At 74.7% G+C, this 17,940-nt stretch carries 16 protein-coding genes; 8 read left to right on the top strand and 8 right to left on the bottom strand.

The window, feature by feature from the left end:
- The first annotated feature begins 96 nt into the window (after positions 1 to 96).
- Complete coding sequence (locus tag ACI79A_RS07260) at positions 97 to 906, top strand: Fpg/Nei family DNA glycosylase (protein WP_457081482.1); 810 nt, start codon at positions 97 to 99, stop codon at positions 904 to 906.
- Positions 907 to 953: 47 nt separating this feature from the next.
- On the opposite strand, the gene ACI79A_RS07255 is transcribed toward ACI79A_RS07260, so the two are convergent.
- Positions 954 to 1,520: a mycothiol transferase gene (locus ACI79A_RS07255; protein WP_457081480.1), complete on the bottom strand. Its 567-nt coding sequence runs from the start codon at positions 1,518 to 1,520 to the stop codon at positions 954 to 956.
- Positions 1,521 to 1,604: 84 nt separating this feature from the next.
- Positions 1,605 to 1,913, bottom strand: coding sequence for a putative quinol monooxygenase (locus ACI79A_RS07250; protein ID WP_457081478.1), 309 nt, complete (start codon positions 1,911 to 1,913; stop codon positions 1,605 to 1,607).
- A 69-nt stretch (positions 1,914 to 1,982) separates the two neighbouring features.
- Between ACI79A_RS07250 and ACI79A_RS07245 the strand changes: the two genes are divergently transcribed.
- The 3 genes from ACI79A_RS07245 to ACI79A_RS07235 are packed head-to-tail and all read left to right on the top strand — an operon-like array spanning position 1,983 to position 5,059.
- Positions 1,983 to 3,374, top strand: a complete 1,392-nt coding sequence (locus tag ACI79A_RS07245) for an FAD-dependent oxidoreductase (protein WP_457081476.1) — start codon at positions 1,983 to 1,985, stop codon at positions 3,372 to 3,374.
- A gap of 4 nt (positions 3,375 to 3,378) precedes the next feature.
- Positions 3,379 to 3,876: a DUF1648 domain-containing protein gene (locus ACI79A_RS07240; protein WP_457081474.1), complete on the top strand. Its 498-nt coding sequence runs from the start codon at positions 3,379 to 3,381 to the stop codon at positions 3,874 to 3,876.
- A 25-nt stretch (positions 3,877 to 3,901) separates the two neighbouring features.
- Positions 3,902 to 5,059, top strand: coding sequence for an aminotransferase-like domain-containing protein (locus tag ACI79A_RS07235; RefSeq protein ID WP_457081472.1), 1,158 nt, complete (start codon positions 3,902 to 3,904; stop codon positions 5,057 to 5,059).
- Positions 5,060 to 5,136: 77 nt separating this feature from the next.
- Here ACI79A_RS07235 and ppc read toward each other — a convergent pair whose 3' ends face one another.
- Entirely contained in the window at positions 5,137 to 7,956 is a 2,820-nt protein-coding gene (gene ppc / locus ACI79A_RS07230) for a phosphoenolpyruvate carboxylase (RefSeq protein ID WP_457081470.1), read from the bottom strand.
- A gap of 54 nt (positions 7,957 to 8,010) precedes the next feature.
- On the opposite strand from ppc, the gene ACI79A_RS07225 reads away from it, so the two are divergent.
- On the top strand, positions 8,011 to 8,934 hold the full coding sequence (locus tag ACI79A_RS07225) for an SMP-30/gluconolactonase/LRE family protein (protein ID WP_457081468.1): 924 nt from the start codon (positions 8,011 to 8,013) through the stop codon (positions 8,932 to 8,934).
- Positions 8,935 to 9,032: 98 nt separating this feature from the next.
- Here the strand turns inward: ACI79A_RS07225 and ACI79A_RS07220 are convergent, their stop codons facing one another.
- Positions 9,033 to 10,235 carry an ABC transporter permease gene (locus tag ACI79A_RS07220; RefSeq protein ID WP_457081466.1) on the bottom strand — a complete coding sequence of 401 codons (1,203 nt, stop codon included), beginning with the start codon at positions 10,233 to 10,235 and terminating at the stop codon, positions 9,033 to 9,035.
- A complete protein-coding gene (locus ACI79A_RS07215; protein ID WP_457081463.1) occupies positions 10,232 to 11,149 on the bottom strand; it encodes an ABC transporter ATP-binding protein in 918 nt (305 codons plus the stop codon). The genes ACI79A_RS07220 and ACI79A_RS07215 overlap by 4 nt, the downstream gene beginning before the upstream one ends.
- A gap of 67 nt (positions 11,150 to 11,216) precedes the next feature.
- Here ACI79A_RS07215 and ACI79A_RS07210 point away from each other — a divergent pair, with 67 nt between their 5' ends.
- Entirely contained in the window at positions 11,217 to 12,002 is a 786-nt protein-coding gene (locus ACI79A_RS07210; protein ID WP_457081461.1) for a UdgX family uracil-DNA binding protein, read from the top strand.
- A gap of 79 nt (positions 12,003 to 12,081) precedes the next feature.
- Here the strand turns inward: ACI79A_RS07210 and ACI79A_RS07205 are convergent, their stop codons facing one another.
- From ACI79A_RS07205 to pdxH, 3 genes are all read right to left on the bottom strand, one after another.
- Positions 12,082 to 13,263 carry a glucose-1-phosphate adenylyltransferase family protein gene (locus tag ACI79A_RS07205; protein ID WP_457081459.1) on the bottom strand — a complete coding sequence of 394 codons (1,182 nt, stop codon included), beginning with the start codon at positions 13,261 to 13,263 and terminating at the stop codon, positions 12,082 to 12,084.
- A 46-nt stretch (positions 13,264 to 13,309) separates the two neighbouring features.
- Positions 13,310 to 14,608: an MFS transporter gene (locus tag ACI79A_RS07200; protein ID WP_457081457.1), complete on the bottom strand. Its 1,299-nt coding sequence runs from the start codon at positions 14,606 to 14,608 to the stop codon at positions 13,310 to 13,312.
- A 191-nt stretch (positions 14,609 to 14,799) separates the two neighbouring features.
- A complete protein-coding gene (pdxH, locus tag ACI79A_RS07195) occupies positions 14,800 to 15,447 on the bottom strand; it encodes a pyridoxamine 5'-phosphate oxidase (protein ID WP_457081455.1) in 648 nt (215 codons plus the stop codon).
- A 140-nt stretch (positions 15,448 to 15,587) separates the two neighbouring features.
- Here pdxH and ACI79A_RS07190 point away from each other — a divergent pair, with 140 nt between their 5' ends.
- Together ACI79A_RS07190 and serC are read left to right on the top strand one after the other, a co-directional pair.
- Complete coding sequence (locus ACI79A_RS07190; RefSeq protein WP_457081453.1) at positions 15,588 to 16,706, top strand: citrate synthase 2; 1,119 nt, start codon at positions 15,588 to 15,590, stop codon at positions 16,704 to 16,706.
- 67 nt (positions 16,707 to 16,773) lie between these two features.
- Positions 16,774 to 17,889 (top strand): phosphoserine transaminase, encoded by a 1,116-nt coding sequence (serC, locus tag ACI79A_RS07185; RefSeq protein WP_457081451.1) that lies wholly within the window; start codon positions 16,774 to 16,776, stop codon positions 17,887 to 17,889.
- The last annotated feature ends 51 nt before the right edge of the window (positions 17,890 to 17,940 follow it).

Raw genomic sequence — 17,940 nt, 5'->3', positions numbered from 1 at the left:
CGCCGCTCCGCGGCTCGTCAGCCGGGCGCCGGCACCCGCCGTGGCAGACACCGGCGGCTCGGGTAAAGCTGGACGGCGTGATCGTGCGAGGTGCCCGTGCCTGAGGGCCACACCCTGTTCCGGCTGGCGAAGGAGCAGGACGAGCTGTTCGCCGGCCGCCCGGTGCACGTCACCAGCCCGCAGGGCCGGTTCACCGCCGGCGCCGAGCTGCTCGACGGCCGGGTGCTCGACGAGGTGACCTCCTACGGCAAGCACCTGTTCGCCCGGTTCGGGCCGGACACCGTGCATGTGCACCTGGGCCTGTACGGGAAGTACACGACCGGCACCGGCACGCCGCCGCCCGCCAAGGGGGCGCTGCGGATGCGCTGGGAGGGCGACGGCCCGGACGGCGCCGGGGTGTGGACCGACCTGCGCGGCGCCACCGTGTGCGAGGTGATCACCGAGCCGGAGGTCACCGCGATCCTCGGCCGGCTCGGCCCCGACCCGCTGCGCCGCCGGTCGGACCCCGGGAAGGCGTTCGCCCGGATCAGCCGGTCGAAGACGCCGATCGGTGCGCTGCTGATGGACCAGGAGGTGCTCGCCGGCGTCGGCAACGTCTACCGCGCGGAGATCCTGTTCCGGCACCGGGTGAACCCGTTTCGGCTCGGCAAGGACGTCGACGAGGCCACCTGGGCGGCGATGTGGGCGGACCTGGTGAAGCTGCTGCGGGCCGGCGTCCGCGAGGGGCGGATCGTCACCACGGAGCGGGCCGACCGGCAGCGCAAGCGGGGCCCGGCCGAGCTCGCCGACGCCCACTACGTCTACCGGCGCACCGGGCTGCCCTGCCGGATCGACGACACCGAGATCCGCACGCAGGAGATGGTCGGCCGCAACCTCTACTGGTGCCCCACGTGCCAGGCGGTGTAGGGGTCAGCTCCGGCCGATGACGCCGAGCCGACCGCGGACCGGCACCATCACCCAGCACCGACCGGGCGCCAGTCGTCGGGCGGGTCCTCCCCCACCCGGCCGTCGACCGCCTCGCGCAGCAGGTCGGCGTGGCCGGTGTGCCGGCCGTACTCCTCGAGCAGGTCGCACAGCAGCCGGCGCAGGCTGATCCGCCGGCCGTCGGGCCACCCGGTGTGCACCAGCTGGTCCAGCCCGCCGTCGGCCAGCGCCGCCGCAGTGCGCTCCCGGGACCGGGCGACGGCGTCGTCCCAGAGCGCGTAGAGCTCCGCCGGCGTGCCCTTCCCCGCGCAGGTCTCCGCCCAGCCCGCGGCGGTGTCCCAGCGACTCGGGTCCCAGCCGCCGCCGATCGGCGCCCCGCTGAGCCGGTGGGTGGAGTACAGCTCCTCCACCGCCGCGAGGTGGGAGAGCAGCCCCCCGAGGGTCAGCGTCGAGGCGCCGATCCGGCTGCTCAGCCCGGCGGCGTCGAGGCCGTCGGCCTTCCAGCGGAACGTCGTCCGCAGCCGGTCCAGCGAGCCGAGCAGGTGCTCGGCCTCGGTACCGGCCAGCGGCGGTTCCCAGGGCGGGGCGTCGGTCATGCCGACACCCTGCCCGGGGTCTCTCGGCCCCGTCCAGAGGCTCGTCCCGAGCTCGCGAGGGACGAGGAGGACGGGGTCCTTCCGCTAGACGGCGCCCTTGTCCGGGTCACCGGCCGGCAGCGGGCGCAGCACCCGCACGGCCAGCGGCTCGGCCAGGTGCTCGGAGACGGTCGCCATCATCGTGCGCAGCGCCTCGCCCTGACCGTGCGCTGCCATCGCCTCCTCGCTGGCCCAGCGCTCGACGAAGACGAAGCCCTGCTCGTCCTCCTGCACCGAGTACAGCTCGCAACCGGGCTCGGCGTGCACCTGCGGAACGGCGGCCAGCAGGGCCTGCCGGACCGCGTCGCGGCTCTCGGGCTTGGGCATCACGGTGGCGACGATGACGAACGACACGCAGACCTCCTGAGGTCGTCGGGGACGGCGGCAGGAGTGACCTGGCGCACGGCCGTCGGAAGGACGACGATGCCAGACGTGGCGGAGCCGACCGGGACCGGACCGCGCCCGCTGCGGGTGGCCGTGGTCGGCGCCGGCCCCGCGGGCATCTACGCCGCCGAGGCGCTGGCCGCGCAGGACGGCGTCCCGGTCGCCGTCGACCTGATCGACCGGCTGCCCACGCCGTTCGGGCTGGTCCGCCACGGGATCGCCCCCGACCACCGGAAGATGCGGGCGCTGCGCGAGACGCTGCACCACACGCTCGACCACGAGCGGGTGCGCTTCGTCGGCAACGTGGAGATCGGCGCCGACCTGTCGGTCGCCGAGCTGCGCCGGCACGTGGACGCCGTCGTCTACACCTACGGCGCGGCCGGCGACCGGGGGCTGGGCGTGCCCGGGGAGGAGCTGCCCGGCAGCCTCGCCGCCACCGACGTCGTCGCCTGGTACTGCGGGCACCCGGACGCCGACCGGGCCCGGGTGGAGCAGGCGGTGGCCCGCGCCCGCGACGTCGTGGTGGTCGGCGTGGGCAACGTGGCGCTGGACGTCGCCCGGGTGCTGGTCCGCTCGCCCGCCGAGCTGGACCCGACCGAGATGCCGCAGCACGTCCTCGACGCGCTCGCCGCCGCACCCGTCGAACGCGTGACCGTGCTGGGCCGCCGCGGCCCGGCGCAGGCCACCTTCACCACCCAGGAGCTGCGCGAGCTCGGGCACCTCGCCGAAGCCACCGTGCTCGTCGACCCGGCCGACCTCACCGACCCCGGCGACGACGCGCTCGCCGCCGCCGACCGGCACGTGGCCCGCAACCTCGCGGTGCTGCACGAGTACTCCGGGCACACCGCGGAGCCCGGCAACCCCGTCGTCCGGCTGCGCTTCCACGCCCGCCCGGTGCGGCTGCTGGGCACCGACCGGGTCACCGGGGTCGAGGTCGAGCGGACGACGGTCGACGCCGACGGGCGGGCCACCGGCACCGGGGAGCTGGACGTCGTCGCCGCCGACCTGGTGGTCCGCTCGGTGGGCTACCGGGGCCACCCGCTGCCCGGCCTGCCGCTGGAGGGCGGCACGGTGCCGCACGAGGCGGGCCGGGTGCTGCGCGACGGTGCGGTCAGCGCCGGCGAGTACGTGGCCGGCTGGATCAAGCGCGGCCCCACCGGGGTGGTGGGCACCAACAAGCACGACGCCCGGGAGACCGTGGCGAGCCTGCTCGCCGACGCCGCGGCCGGGCGGCTGGGCACCGGCGGCGACCCGGACGACCTGGTGTCCACCCTGCAGGCCCGGGGCGTGCAGCCGGTGCTGCTGCCGGACTGGCGGGCGATCGACGCCGCCGAGGTCGCGCTGGGCGCCACCCGCGGGCGGGACCGCACGACGCTGCACGAGCGCGAGGCGCTGCTGGCCGCGGTCCGGGCCGCCGCTGCGGCACCCTGACCGGGTGGCCGCCCGCACCTTCGCCGTCTCGTGCCTGCTGTACGCCGCCGTCGTCGCCGTCCTGGCGCTGACCCTGCCGGACACCGTGCCGCTGCACTTCGGTGCGGGCGGGGAGGTGGACCGCACGGGGTCCCGTGGTGAGCTCCTCGTCGTCGCCGGAGTGGTCGGGGTGCTGCTGGCCGGCGTCCTCGGCGGCTTCGCCCGGTGGTCCCGCCGGCTGCCGCTGGAGCTGGTCAACGTGCCGCACGCCCGGTACTGGAAGACGCCCGAGCACGAACCGGAGCTGCGCCACCGGCTGAGCACGGACCTGTACGCGTTCGGCGCGGCCACGATGCTCTTCCTGACGGCGATGCTCCTGCTCGTCGGGCAGGCCGCCGCGGCGGGCACCGGGCTGTCCGGCTGGGCCGTCGTGCTGCTGGTCGCCTTCCTGGCGGGGGCCGTCGGCTGGGCGATCTGGCTGGCCACCGCCCGTTACCGGCCCCCGGCCACCGGGCAGCAGTGAGCCGCGGTACGGCAGACTCGGTGGCGTGACCGGTCCCACCACCGACCAGACGCCCGAGACCGACCCGGCGACCAAGCCGGCCGCGGCCACCATCTCCTTCGCGCGTGGCGCGCCGTCGACCGACATCGTCGACGTCGAGGGCCTCAAGCAGGCCGCCGTCGCCGCGTTCGACGCCGACCCGGCCGGGATGACCGGCTACGGGACGGCGATCGGCTACGTGCCGCTGCGCCGGTGGATCGCCGAGAAGCACGGCGTGCCCGAGAGCCACGTGCTGGTCACCAACGGGTCGATGCAGGCCGACGCGTTCCTCTTCGACGAGCTGGTCACCCCGGGCGCGGCGGTGGTCACCGAGCGGCCCACCTACGACCGCACCCTGCTGGGGCTGAAGAACCGGGGCGGCGACCTGCACCTGGTCACGCTGGAGGAGGACGGCGTCGCCGTCGACGAGATCGAGGAGCTGCTGCGCAGCGGTGTCCGGCCGGCGTTCGCGCACGTCATCCCGAACTTCCAGAACCCGGCCGGCTACACGCTGTCGCTGGCGAAGCGGCGCCGGCTGCTCGAGCTGGCGCACGAGCACGACTTCCTCGTGTTCGAGGACGACCCGTACGTCGACATCCGGTTCAGCGGCGAGCCGCTGCCGCGGATGCTGGAGCTCGACGGCGGCGCCGACAGCACCCACGTGGTCTACGCCTGCTCGTTCTCCAAGACCGTCTGCCCAGGCATCCGGGTGGGCTACCTGGTCGGGCCGCCGGCGCTGATCGACCGGATCCGGGTGCGGGCCACCAACACCTACATCGCGCCGAACATGGTCGCCCAGGGCACGGTGTTCCAGTTCGTCACCGGGCCGCGCTACGAGGGCGCGCTGGAGACCGTGAAGAGCGCGCTGGCCGAGCGGGTCGGGCTGCTGGACCAGGCGCTGCGCACCCACCTGCCGCAGGCCACCTTCCGGCGTCCCGACGGCGGCTACTTCCTGTGGGTGTCGCTGCCGGCCGGCGAGGGCCACGACGTCGCCCGGATCTCGGCCGAGGCCGCGGCGCGCGGGGTGGCGATCGTGCCGGGCACCGACTTCCTGCTCGAGGGCGGGGAGAACGCCTTCCGGCTGGCCTTCTCCGCGGTGCAGCCCGGCGACGTCGACGAGGGCGTCCGCCGCCTCGCCGAGGCGATCGAGGCAGCCCGCGGCTGACGGGCCGCCTCGCTTTCGGCGCCGAAAGCGAGGCGGTACGCCCCACTTTCAGCGCCGAAAGCGAATCCTCCGGGCCGTCAGCCGGAGTTGCGCAGCGCGGTGGCGACGCCGTTGATCGCCAGCTGGATGCAGCGGCGCACCAGCTCGTCGTCGTCCCCGGCCCGGCGGCGGCGCAGCATCTCTACCTGCAGGTGGTGCAGCGGCTCCAGGTAGGGGAAGCGGTTGCGGATCGACCGGGCCAGCGCCGGGTTGTCGGCCAGCAGCCGGTCGTCGCCGGTGATCGCCAGCAGCATCCGCACCGTGCGCTCGTGCTCGGCGGTGATCTGCCCGAACACCAGGTCGCGCAGCTCCGCCTCGGGCACCAGCGCGGCGTACCGGGCGGCGAGCTCCAGGTCGGTCTTGGCCAGCACCATCCCCATGTTGGACAGCACGGTGCGGAAGAACGGCCAGCGCCGGTGCAGGTCCTGCAGCCGGGCCAGGCGCGCCTCGCGCCCGTCCGGACCGTCACCGTCCACCCAGGACTCCAGCGCCGAGCCGGTGCCGTACCAGCCGGGCAGCATGATCCGGGTCTGCGACCAGCTGAACACCCACGGGATGGCCCGCAGGTCGGTGATCTTGTCGCCGGCCTTGCGGGACGGCGGGCGGCTGCCGATGTTCAGCTCCGCCAGCTCCCGGATCGGGGTGGCGGCGCGGAACCACTCGACGAAGCCCGGCGTCTCGTGCACCAGCGCGCTGTAGGCCCGGCGTGCCCGCTCCGCGAGGTCGTCCAGGAGCGCGTAGGTCTCCTCGGCGTCGTCGTCCAGGCCCTCGGTGTCCAGCAGCGTCGACTCCAGCGTCGCCGCGACCAGCGCCTCCAGGTTCCGGCGGGCCAGGTCGGGGGTGGAGTACTTGGCGGCGATCACCTCGCCCTGCTCGGTGATCCGCAGCTGACCGGCGACCGAGCCGGGCGGCTGCGCCTTGATCGCCTCGTAGCTGGGGCCACCGCCGCGGCCCACGGTGCCGCCGCGGCCGTGGAACAGCCGCAGCCGGATCCCATTCGCCCGGGCCACCTCCACCAGGGCCAGCTCCGCCCGGTACAGCGCCCAGTTGGCGGCCAGGTAGCCGCCGTCCTTGTTGCTGTCGGAGTAGCCGAGCATGACCTCCTGCTGGTCGCCGCGGTTGGCGACCAGCGCGCGGTACAGCGGCTGGTCGAGCATCGCGCTCAGGGTCGCGCCGGCGGCCTGCAGGTCGTCGATCGTCTCGAACAGCGGCGAGATGCCCACCGAGCAGCGCGGGCCGTCGGCACCGTCGGGGTCGAGCAGGCCGACCTCCTTGAGCAGGACGGCGACCTCCAGCACGTCGCTGACCGACTCGCACATGCTGATCACGTAGTTCGGGATGGTGCGGGGGCCCAGCAGCGCGACCTGCTCGGCCGCCGCGACCAGCAGGTCCAGCTCGCCGCGCGCCAGCTCGGACAGCTCGGCGTCCCGGCGCACCAGCGGCCGGCGCATCCGCAGCTCCCCGGTGAGCAGCTCGACCCGCTGCTGCTCGTCCAGGGCGGTGTAGTCCTCGCAGACGCCCGCCCAGGCCAGCAGCTCGGCGAGCACCTCCTCGTGCACCGACGAGTTCTGCCGCATGTCCAGCCCGCACAGGTGGAAGCCGAAGACCTCCACCGCGTCGCGCAGCCGGGCCAGCCGGTCGTCGGCCAGCGCGCCCGCGCCGTGGCTGCGCAGCGAGGTGTCCAGGGTGTCCAGGTCGGCCAGCAGCTCCTCGGGCAGGCCGTAGGGCGGCAGGTCGATCTCCGGCTGCTGCCCCGGCACCGAGCCGAGCACCCGCCGGGCGGTCGCCGCCAGGCGCGCGTGCATCCCGCGCAGCGCCCGCCGGTAGGGCTCGTCGGCCCGGAACGGGGAGTCGTCCCGGGCGGCGTCGGCCAGCGCGTAGACCTCGGGCGTGGGGCGGACCAGCCGGTCGGACATCGACAGCTCCGCGCCCAGCGCGAGCAGCTCGGCCAGGTGGTGCTCCAGCGCGGTGGCCGCCTGCCGCGTGGTGGCCCGGCGGACGGCGTCGGCGGTGACGAACGGGTTGCCGTCCCGGTCCCCGCCGATCCAGGAACCCGGCTGCAGCATCGGCTCGCGCAGCAGGTCGGCGTCCGGCCACCGCTCCCGCAGGGCGCGGCGCAGCTCGGTGTTGATCGCCGGGACGACGTCGAACAGCGACAGCTCGTAGTAGCGCAGCGCCTCGTCGATCTCGTCGGCCAGCCGGAGCCGGCTCAGCCGCAGCAGCGCCGTCTGCCAGAGGGTGAGCACCTCGCGGGAGAGCCGCGCCGACCACGCCGGGTCCTCGGCCTCCCCCTGCTCCCGGCCGCGCTGCCGGATCAGCTCGCTGACCTGCCGCTGCACCTGGGAGATGGTGCGCCGCCGGGTCTCGGTCGGGTGCGCGGTGACCACCGGGACGACGAGGGCGCCGGCCAGCTCCCGCGCCACCGTGGCGCCGTCCAGGCCGGCCTCGTCGAGCAGCTGCAGCGAGGCGGCCAGGCTCCCCTTCTGCGGCGGGGAGCCCTCGCGCCGGTGGTGCCTGCGGCGCCGCTCGTGGTGCACGTCCTCGGCGATGTTGGCCAGCAACGAGAAGTGGCTGAACGCCCGGACGACGTGGTTGGCGCTGCGCGGGTCGAGGGCGGCGAGGCGCTCGGCGAGCTGGGACCGGTCCCGCTCGTCGCGGCGGATCTCGAACGCCTGGACGCGGGTGGACTCGACCAGCTCGAGCACCTCCGGGCCCGCCTGCTCGGCGATCACCTCGCCGAGCACCCGGCCCAGCAGCCGGATGTCCTCGCGGAGCTGGAGGTCGTCGGTGCGGTCGTCGGGCAGGGACTGGCCCCCGGGAACGCGGAGGTCGGCGACGTCGACAGTGGCTTCGGACACGGGACGAGTATCCGGGCCGGGTGTGTCCGGCTGGTGACGGGGCAGGATCAGCGCATGCCCGAGCTGCTCGCCGCACCCGCCGACCCGTCCCCTGCCGAGCACGGGGAGGGCCCGGTCTGGGACGGCGCGCGCGGGGAGCTGCTCTGGGTCGACATCACCGCCGGGCTGGTCCGCCGCGGCCGGGTGGACGGCGCCGGGACGGTCACCGAGCTGGCCGCGCACCGCGGCGGGGACACCGTCGGAGTCGTCGTCCCGGCCGCCGACGGCGGGTGGCTGCTGGGCGCCGGCGGCGGGTTCACCCACCTCTCCCCCGACGGCGAGGCGCACGAGCTGCTGGAGCTGGGCCGCGAGGGTGGCACCAAGGAGATCGGCACGCGGATGAACGACGGTGCCTGTGACCGGGCGGGGCGGTTCTTCGCCGGCACCATGGCCTTCGACGAGTCACCGGGCGCCGGCACCCTCTACCGGGTCGACCTCGACGGCACGGTCACCGTCGCGATGCCCGGGCTGACGATCTCCAACGGCCTGGGCTGGTCGCCCGACGACCGCACCGCCTACCTGTCGGACTCCGGTGACTCGGTGGTGTGGGCCTTCGACTACGACCTGGACACCGGCGAGCTGTCGGGGCGGCGGGAGTTCCTGCGGTTCGACGGCTCGATCGGTGTCGCCGACGGGCTGGTCGTCGACGACGAGGGCTGCGTGTGGACGGCGATGTGGGGCGGGCGCGCGGTGCGCCGCTGGTCACCCGCCGGCGAGCCGCTGGCCGAGGTCGACGTCCCCACCGAGAACGCCACGAGCTGCTGCTTCGCCGGGCCAGACCGCGACCTGCTGGTGATCAGCACCTCCGCGCACGGGCTGGACTACGCCGCCCGCACCGCGCAGCCCGAGGCCGGGCGGCTGTTCACCGCCCGGCCCGGGGTGACCGGTCCCGCGGCGTACCCCTACCGCGGCCCGCTCACCGGCCTGCGCGAAGCCTGAGCTCCCGGCCCCTCGCGTCGAGGGGCCGGGAGCGGTGGCGGCCCTCCTGCAGGGGCCCGCCGCGAGCTGGCGAGCGGTGGGGGCAGGAGAGCCCTTCCTCAGGTGCGCTCGGCCTTGAGCGCCTCGCGCATGCTGACCTTGCCGCTGGTGCGCAGCAGCGCGCCGGAGTAGATCCGGCCGCCGATCCGCACCACCGCGGCGATCGCCAGCAGCATGAGGACGACGGCGACGGCGACCTCCCACACCGCGGCCTCCCCGGCGGCCATCCGCACCGGCATCACCATCGGCGAGAGGCCCGGCACGAACGACGTGACCGTGGCCAGCGTGCTGGCCGGGTCCTGCGCGGCCTGGATGGCGATGACGAAGCCGGCCACCAGCAGGATCGTCGTCGGGGTGATCACCGTGCCCAGGTCCTCCTGCCGGCTGACCAGCGAGGCGGCCGCGGCGAAGACCGAGGCGTAGAAGGCGTAGCCGAGCACGAACCAGGCGACGACGGTGACCACCGGGCCGATGATGTCGCCGGGCAGCGCCACGATGTCGAAGGCGAGGGCACCGACCACGCCGATGACGGCGATCAGCAGGATCTGCGCCAGGCCGAGCAGGCCCAGTCCGATGACCTTGCCGGCGAGCAGCTGCCAGGGGCGCATGGTGGCCAGCAGCAGCTCGATCACCCGGCTGGACTTCTCCTCGACCACGCCCTGGGCGACGAACTGCCCGAACAGGATGATCAGGCTGTAGAGGACGACCACGCCGACCAGCGCGACGATGGTCGCGGCCAGCCGGTCGTCGGCGTCGGCGTCCAGGGCGGTCAGCTGGACCTCCGGCCCGGGCTGCAGCTGCACCCCGGCCTGGTCGAGCTGGGTGGCCACGGCCAGGTTGGACAGTGCGCCCTGCACCAGGTTGCGGGTGCTCTCGCCGCCGCTGTCGACGATCAGCTCGGGCTGCTGACCCGAGGGGCTCAGCAGCGCGCCGTCGACGTCCTCGTCCTCGACCGCGGTGCGGGCGGCGGCCTCGTCGTCGAGCTCGACGACGGTCACCTCGGTGCCCAGCGCCTCGCCCTGGTCCTCCAGGGCCGCGGTCACCGCGGGGTCGCCGCCGACGACGCCGATGCGGGACTCGTCGCCCCCGCTGTTGATCAGCACCTGGAAGACCAGCATGCCGACGATCAGCGCGATGAGGACGGCCGAGCCGATGAGGAAGTTCTTGTCGCGGATCCGGGTCGTGACCTCGCGGGCGGCGACCAGGCGCACCAGCGCCGCCGGGCTCTGCGGGGTCGTCTCGTGCCGCACCGGCGTGCTCATGCCGCCACCGCCTCGGGGGCCCGGGTGGCGCTGACCGCGTCGCGGAACAGCTCGACCAGGGTGGGTTCGCGCCAGGCGAAATGGTTCACCCGGCCGGTGGCGACCGCGGCGTGCAGCACCTGCTGGTCGTCGGCGCCGGGGGCAAGCTCCAGCACCGTGTCACCACGGCTCTCCGAGACGATGCGCACGCCGGGCAGGCCGGCGGCCCAGCCGGCCGGGGCGTCGGGGACGACGACCCGGAGCTGCCGGCCCTGGGCCGAGGCGCGCAGCTCGGCGACGGTGCCGGTGGCGACCATCGAGCCGCGGGCGAGGATGCCCACGGCGTCGCACAGCCGCTCGACCAGGTCCAGCTGGTGGCTGGAGAAGACGACGGGGACGCCGCGCCGGCACTGGTCGAGCAGCGCCTCGGCGAGCGAGTCGACGCCGACCGGGTCCAGGCCGGAGAACGGCTCGTCGAGGATCAGCACGTCCGGCTCGCTGACCAGGGCGGCGGCCAGCTGCACCCGCTGCTGGTTGCCCAGCGACAGCTTCTCCACCGGGTCACCCAGCCGCTCCCCGAGACCGAGGCGCTCGGCCCACTCGCCGGCAGCGCGGCCGGCCGCGCCGGCGTCCATGCCGTGCAGCCGGGCGAAGTAGGCCAGCTGCTCGCGCACCTTCATCTTCGGGTAGAGGCCGCGCTCCTCGGGCATGTAGCCGATCCGGCGGCGCACCGCCTCGTCGACCGGGGAGCCGTTCCAGCGCACCTCGCCGGCGTCGGCGCGAGCCAGGCCCATGGCGATGCGCATGGTGGTGGTCTTGCCGGCGCCGTTGGAGCCGCAGAAGCCGAACATCTGGCCGGGTGCGACGGTGAAGCTCACCCCCTTGAGCACCTGGTTCTCGCCGTAGGCCTTGACCAGGCCGTCGATCTCGAGCACTGACCCTCCGTCGTCGTCGCGGCGCCGGGCAGTGATCCGCCCAGACTGACTTTCCGTCGCGGAAAGAGTGGCGGACGACTTTCCGTCCCGTCAAGTGAACAGCTGGGTGTGTCGCCCAACGGCCGCGACGGTAGCGGCGTCCCATGCTGCGGGACAGCACCGTTTCCGGTGTCATCGGGCCATGACGACGGAGAACTCCCCGGCCCGACCACCGGAGGGCGTCGGGCTGGCCGGGCTGCGGGAGGCCGCGGCGGGCTGCCGCGCCTGCGAGCTGTGGGAGCCGGCCACCCAGACCGTGTTCGGCGAGGGGCCGGAGACCGCCCGCGTGGTGTTCGTCGGCGAGCAGCCCGGCGACCAGGAGGACCGCACGGGTGAGCCGTTCGTCGGTCCGGCCGGGCGGCTGCTGGACAAGGCGCTGGTCGAGGCGGGGATCGACCGCCGCGACGCCTACGTGACCAACAGCGTCAAGCACTTCCGGTTCACGCCCACCCCGAAGCGCCGCATCCACCAGTCACCGGGCGCCGAGCACCTCGCCGCCTGCCGGCCGTGGCTGGAGGCGGAGTTCGCCGTCCTGCAGCCGGAGGTCGTCGTCTGCCTGGGCGCGGTGGCGGCGAAGGCGTTGATCTCCTCGTCGTTCCGGATCACCCGCGAGCACGGCCAGCTGATGCCCTGGACGCTGCCGGGCGCGGAGCAGGTGCCGGAGGCCGACCAGGACGAGGACGCCCCGCACCAGACCTGGATCATCGCGACCACGCACCCCTCGGCGGTGCTGCGCACCCCGGACGAGGGGCGGCAGGCCGCCTACGACGCGCTCGTCGCCGACCTGCGGGTGGTCTCCGCCGCCCTCGCCTGACCGGCCCCACTTCGCTTTCCGCGCCGAAAGCGAGCCGTCCCGCCCCGCTTTCGGCGCGGAAAGCGAAGTGCGGGGGTGGTCAGCCGCGCTCGGGCTCGGGGAACCGGGCTCCGGCGGCCAGCTCCGCGCCGTCCTCGACCCGGGCCCGCCGGCCGACGAGGGCGATCCCGCCGTCGCCGCCGACCGTCGCCCCCTGCCCCACCACGACGTCGTCGTCCAGCACCGCCCGGGTCACGGTGGCGCCCGCGCGCACCCGGGCGCCGGGCAGCAGCACCGAGTCGACGACGGTGGCGCCCGGCTCCACGACCACCCCCGGCGACAGCACCGAACCGCGGACCTGCCCGGCGACCCGGGTGCCGCCGGAGACGAGGCTGCCCTCCACCGCCGCGCCGTCGAGCACCCGGGCGGCGCTGTGCCGGCCGCCACGGGTGTGCACCGGCCACGCCTCCTCGTCCAGGTCGATGGGCGGCTCCGAGGACAGGAAGTCCCGGTGGGCCTGCCAGTAGGACTCCACCGTGCCGACGTCGCGCCAGTAGCCGCCCAGCGGGTACGCCCGGGCGGCGCCGTCGCGGGTCTGCGCGGGCAGCAGGTGGGTGCCGAGGTCCTCCAGCCCCTCCTCGCCGACCTCGTCGTCGAGCGCCTCGAGCCGGTCCAGCGTCGGGTTCGGGCTGAAGACGAACACCTCGTTGGTGGCGGTGGTCGTCGCCGGCTCGTCGGGCTTGTAGGCGTAGTCGGTCACCCGGTCGCCGTCGGTCTGCACGATCCCGTAGCGGGCCGCGTCGTCGGCGGCGACCTCGGTGGTCACCATGGTCACCTCGGCGCCGGACTCCAGGTGCGCGTCGGCGACGGCGCGGTAGTCGAGCTTGTAGACGGCGTCGGAGCTGACGACGACCAGCGCATCGGCGCCGAACTCGCGGATGAGCTCGGCCTGCCGCCAGAGCCCGTCGGCGGTGCCCTCGGTGAAGCCGGCCCGCTCACTGGTGGCCTGGAACGGCGGCAGCACCAGCAGCCCGCCGGTGGTCCGGTCCAGGTCCCAGGGGCGGCCGCCGGCCAGGTGCTTGGACAGCGACGTCGGCTGGTACTGCACCGACACCCACACGTCGGGGATCTGCGAGTGCTCGCAGTTGGACAGCGGGAAGTCGATCAGCCGGTAGACCCCGGCGAACGGGACGGCGGGCTTGGCCCGGGTCTCGGTGAGCAGCTCCAGCCGGCCACCCTGGCCGCCGGCGAGCACGAGGACGAGGACCTTCGGGAGCGCCATGGGGGGTCGGTACCCGCTGCGGCCCCGCGCAAGCCCGCCGAAGGTGTCAGCGGTCGGCGCGCCCGGCCATCCGGGCCCGGGCCCGCGCCGCGACCTCGTCCGCGCGGGAGGCCCGGAAGAACCAGAAGGACGGGACGGCGACGGCGACCACGGCCATCGCGACGACGATGACCACGCCGCCGGAGACCATCGCCGCGGTCACCCCGAGGCTGCTGGCCATGACGCCGGCGCGCAGGTCGCCCAGCCGCGGGCCGCCGGCGACGACCACGATGAACACCCCCTGCATCCGCCCGCGCATCTCGTCCGGCGCCGCCGTCTGCAGCATCGCGGAGCGCAGCACCGCGCTGACCATGTCCCCGGCGCCGGCGACGGCCAGGCAGAGCACCGCCAGCCACAGCGTGGAGGCCAGCCCGAACCCGATGATCGCCACGCCCCAGACCGCGATCGCGGCCAGCACCACGGCGCCCTGCCGGTCGACCCGGCTCACCCAGCCCGAGGTCAGCCCCATCAGCAGCGAGCCGATCGACACCCCGGCGAACAGCCAGCCCAGGCTGTTGGCGTCGCCGGCGTAGGTCGTCTCGGACAGCTCCGGGAAGACCGCCTGCGGCCAGGCGAACAGCATCGCGATCACGTCGACGACGAAGGTCATCAGCAGCACCGGCTGGGTGCGCAGGAAGGCGAAGCCCTCCCCCACCCCGCGCACCGCGGCGCCCAGCCGCAGCGGGCCGGACACCCCCTCGGGCGGCAGCGGTGGCAGCCCGCGCAGCAGGAGGACGGCGGCGACGAAGCCCACCGCGTCGACCGTGTAGACGATCGACAGGTCGCCCAGGCCGATCAGCAGCCCGGCCAGCAGCGGGCCGACGATCACCCCGGCCTGCCGGACCGTCATCGCCAGCGCGTTGGCCGCGGCGACGCCGTCCGCGCCGACCAGGGCCGGGATGACGGCGCTGCGGGCCGGCTGGTTGACCGCGGCGAACGCCGACACCGCGGCGGCGAGCACCCACAGCACCCACAGGTGGCCGCGGCCGGGCAGCAGCGCCTGCACCGCCAGCAGCGCGCTGGTCACCGCGGCGCCGACCGAGCTGATCACCATCAGCCGGCGGCGGTCCATCGCGTCGGCGATCGCCCCGCCCAGCAGGCCGAACACCACCAGCGGCACCAGCGCGACCACCGACGTCAGCCCGACCATCAGCGACGAGCCGGTGAGGCTGTAGACCTGGTACGGAACGGCGACCAGCGTCATCTGCTGGCCGAGCATGGTGACCGCGACCCCGCCGAAGACCCGGCGGTAGGCGCGGTTGCGCAGCGGGGTGGTGTCGATCGCCCAGCCCCGGCGGCGCGGCACCGGCGTCGGCTCCTCGACGCCCAGCCCACCCTCGACCGGGTCGACCGGCGTCAGTCGCTCGCCGTCACCGGCGCGTGATCGGCCCCGCTGCAGGGGCCCGCGCCGAGCCTGCGGGTCGCGGTGGCCAGGCCCCGGCGCAGGGTCCCGCGCCGAGCTTGCGAGGTGTGGGGGGCGGCGCGGTCCTTCACCCTTCACGGGGCGAGGCGCTGCAGGACCCAGCCGCCCCCCTCCTCGTCATCCCGCACGAAGACCAGCCGGTCGTGCAGCCGGTCGTGGCCGCCCTGCCAGAACTCCACCCGCGTGGGCACCACCCGGTAGCCACCCCAGCTCGGCGGCCGCGGCACCGGCCCGTCCGCGGTCTCGGCGTCCAGCAGCCGCATCCGCTCGACCAGCTCGTCCCGGGAGTCGACGACGGTCGACTGCACCGAGGCGACGGCGGCCAGCTGCGCCCCGCGCGGGCGGGGGTCCCAGAGCGCGTCGGAGGCGGCCTCCCCGACGCGCTCCACGGTGCCGGAGACCCGCACCTGCCGCTGCTGGACGTGCCACGGGAAGACGACGGCGGCGCGCGGGTTGACCGCCAGCTGCGCCCCCTTGGCCGATGCGTAGTTGGTGCCGAAGACGAAGCCGCCCGCGTCGTAGCCCTTCATCAGCACGATCCGCGCGTCGGGCACGCCGTCGGCGTCCGCGGTGGCCACCACCATCGCGTTGGGCTCGGGCAGCTCGGCGGCGACCGCGTCGGCGAACCAGCGGTCGAACTGCTCGACCCAGGTGGGGGCCACGGTCTCCTCGGAGAGGCCCTGGGCGTCGTAGTCCCTGCGCATGCGGATCAGGTCGGGCACGCCGCCATGCTGTCACCGTTGCACCGCGCACCGCCGGGCGACCGGGTGCCCGGCTGCACCGCGGGCACCCAGCACGGCCTAAGTTGTGGACCGACCTGCACCGGCGTCCACCCCCACCCGCGCGCAAGGGAGCATGCGAGATGGCTGACGACTTCGTCCCCGGCCTGGAGGGCGTCACCGCCTTCGAGACCACGATCGCCGAGCCGGACAAGGACGGCGGCGCGCTGCGCTACCGCGGCGTGGACATCGAGGACCTGGCCGGTCAGGTCACCTTCGGGCACGTGTGGGCCCTGCTGGTCGACGGCCAGTTCGGCCCCGGCCTGCCGCCGGCCGAGCCCTTCCCGATCCCGGTGCACACCGGCGACGTCCGGGTCGACGTGCAGGCCGCGCTGGCGATGCTCACCCCGATCTGGGGCTACCGCCCGCTGCTGGACATCTCCGCCGAGGAGGCCCGCGACGAGCTGGCCCGCGCCGCGGTCATGGCGCTGTCCTACGTCGCCCAGTCCGCCCGCGGCATCGGCGTTCCCGCCGTGCCGCAGAAGCGGGTCGACGAGGCCGCGACGATCGTCGAGCGGTTCATGGTCCGCTGGCGCGGCGAGCCCGACCCGCGCCACGTCGCCGCCGTCGACGCGTACTGGACCTCCGCGGCCGAGCACGGCATGAACGCCTCCACCTTCACCGCCCGGGTCATCGCCTCCACCGGCGCCGACGTCGCCGCCTCGCTGTCCGGCGCGATCGGTGCGATGTCCGGCCCGCTGCACGGCGGCGCCCCCTCGCGGGTGCTGCACATGCTCGACGGGGTCGAGCAGTCGGGGAACGCGGAGGCCTACGTCAAGGACCTGCTCGACCGCAAGGAACGGCTGATGGGGTTCGGCCACCGGGTCTACCGGGCCGAGGACCCGCGGGCCCGGGTGCTGCGCCGCACCGCCGAGCAGCTGGGCGCCCCGCGCTTCGAGGCCGCCCTCGCCCTGGAGCAGGCCGCGCTCAAGGAGCTGCGCGAGCGGCGTCCGGACCGGCCGATCGAGACCAACGTGGAGTTCTGGGCGGCGATCGTGCTCGACTTCGCCGAGGTGCCCAGCTCCATGTTCACCTCGATGTTCACCTGCGCGCGCACCGCGGGCTGGTGCGCGCACATCCTGGAGCAGAAGAACACCGGCCGGCTGGTGCGCCCCTCGGCCCGCTACGTCGGCCCGGACCCGCGCAAGCCGCAGGACGTCGAGGGCTGGGACACCATCGAGCCCCTCACCACCCGCGCCTGAAGGACTGCACCGCCCCACTTTCGGCACCGAAAGTGCACCCCGCCCCCGGACGTTGAGGACGACGAGCATGAGCATCACCATCCCGACCGAGCTGCTGCCGAAGGACGGACGGTTCGGGTGCGGGCCGTCGAAGGTCCGGCCGGAGGCGCTGCAGGCGCTGGCGACCGACGGCGCCGGCCTGATGGGCACCTCCCACCGGCAGGCCCCGGTCAAGGGCCTGGTCAAGCGGGTGCGGGAGGGGCTGACCCAGCTGTTCGACCTGCCCGAGGGCTACCAGGTGGTGCTCGGCAACGGCGGGACGACGGCGTTCTGGGACGCCGCGACCATCGGGCTGGTGCGCCGGAAGAGCGCGCACGGCAGCTACGGCGAGTTCTCCGCGAAGTTCGCCTCCGGGGTCGCCGAGGCGCCCTTCCTGGACGCCCCGACGATCGCGAAGGCCGCCCCCGGCTCGCTGGCGCTGCCCGCCGCCGAGGCCGGCGTCGACGTCTACGGCTGGGCGCACAACGAGACCTCCACCGGCGTGATGGCGCCGGTGCTCCGCCCGGCCGGGGCCGACGACGACGCCCTGGTCCTGGTCGACGCCACCTCCGGCGCCGGCGGGCTGCCGGTCGACGTCCAGCAGTGCGACGTCTACTACTTCGCCCCGCAGAAGTCCTTCGCCAGCGACGGCGGGCTGTGGATCGCGCTGATGTCGGCCGCGGCGCTGGAGCGGGTCGCGGAGATCAAGGCCTCGGGCCGCTGGATCCCCGGCTTCCTGGACCTGTCCATCGCGGTGGACAACTCCGGCAAGGACCAGACCTACAACACCCCGGCCGTCGCCACGCTGTTCCTGCTGGCCGACCAGATCGACTGGATGCTCGGCCTCGGCGGGCTGTCCGGTGCGGTGGCGCGCAGCCAGGAGTCCTCGAGCCGGCTGTACGGCTGGGCGGAGGAGACGGCCTACACCACGCCGTTCGTCACCGACCCCGAGCACCGCTCGCTGGTGGTGGGCACGGTCGACTTCGACGAGTCGGTCGACGCGGCGCTGGTCGCGAAGACGCTGCGGGCGCACGGCGTGGTCGACGTCGAGCCCTACCGGAAGCTGGGCCGCAACCAGCTCCGCGTGGGCATGTTCCCGGCGGTCGACCCCGACGACGTCAGCGCGCTGACCGCCTGCATCGACCACGTCGTCGGCCGGCTGTAAGGCCCCGTCCGGAGGCTCGCCGCGAGCCTGCGAGGGGGACGGGAGATCCTT

It is taken from the genome of Modestobacter sp. SYSU DS0657, from assembly GCF_054050925.1.
The sequence above is the reverse complement of the archived record's forward strand: the minus strand, read 5'-3'. Positions and strand labels throughout refer to the sequence as shown.

Coding starts and splice junctions, on each gene's coding strand:
- ACI79A_RS07255 (WP_457081480.1), bottom strand. CDS start 1,520: ATGACCGACGCCCCGCCCTGGGAACCGCCGCTGGCCGGTACCGAGGCC.
- ACI79A_RS07245 (WP_457081476.1), top strand. CDS start 1,983: ATGCCAGACGTGGCGGAGCCGACCGGGACCGGACCGCGCCCGCTGCGG.
- ACI79A_RS07225 (WP_457081468.1), top strand. CDS start 8,011: ATGCCCGAGCTGCTCGCCGCACCCGCCGACCCGTCCCCTGCCGAGCAC.
- ACI79A_RS07220 (WP_457081466.1), bottom strand. CDS start 10,235: ATGAGCACGCCGGTGCGGCACGAGACGACCCCGCAGAGCCCGGCGGCG.
- ACI79A_RS07205 (WP_457081459.1), bottom strand. CDS start 13,263: ATGGCGCTCCCGAAGGTCCTCGTCCTCGTGCTCGCCGGCGGCCAGGGT.
- ACI79A_RS07190 (WP_457081453.1), top strand. CDS start 15,588: ATGGCTGACGACTTCGTCCCCGGCCTGGAGGGCGTCACCGCCTTCGAG.
- serC (WP_457081451.1), top strand. CDS start 16,774: ATGAGCATCACCATCCCGACCGAGCTGCTGCCGAAGGACGGACGGTTC.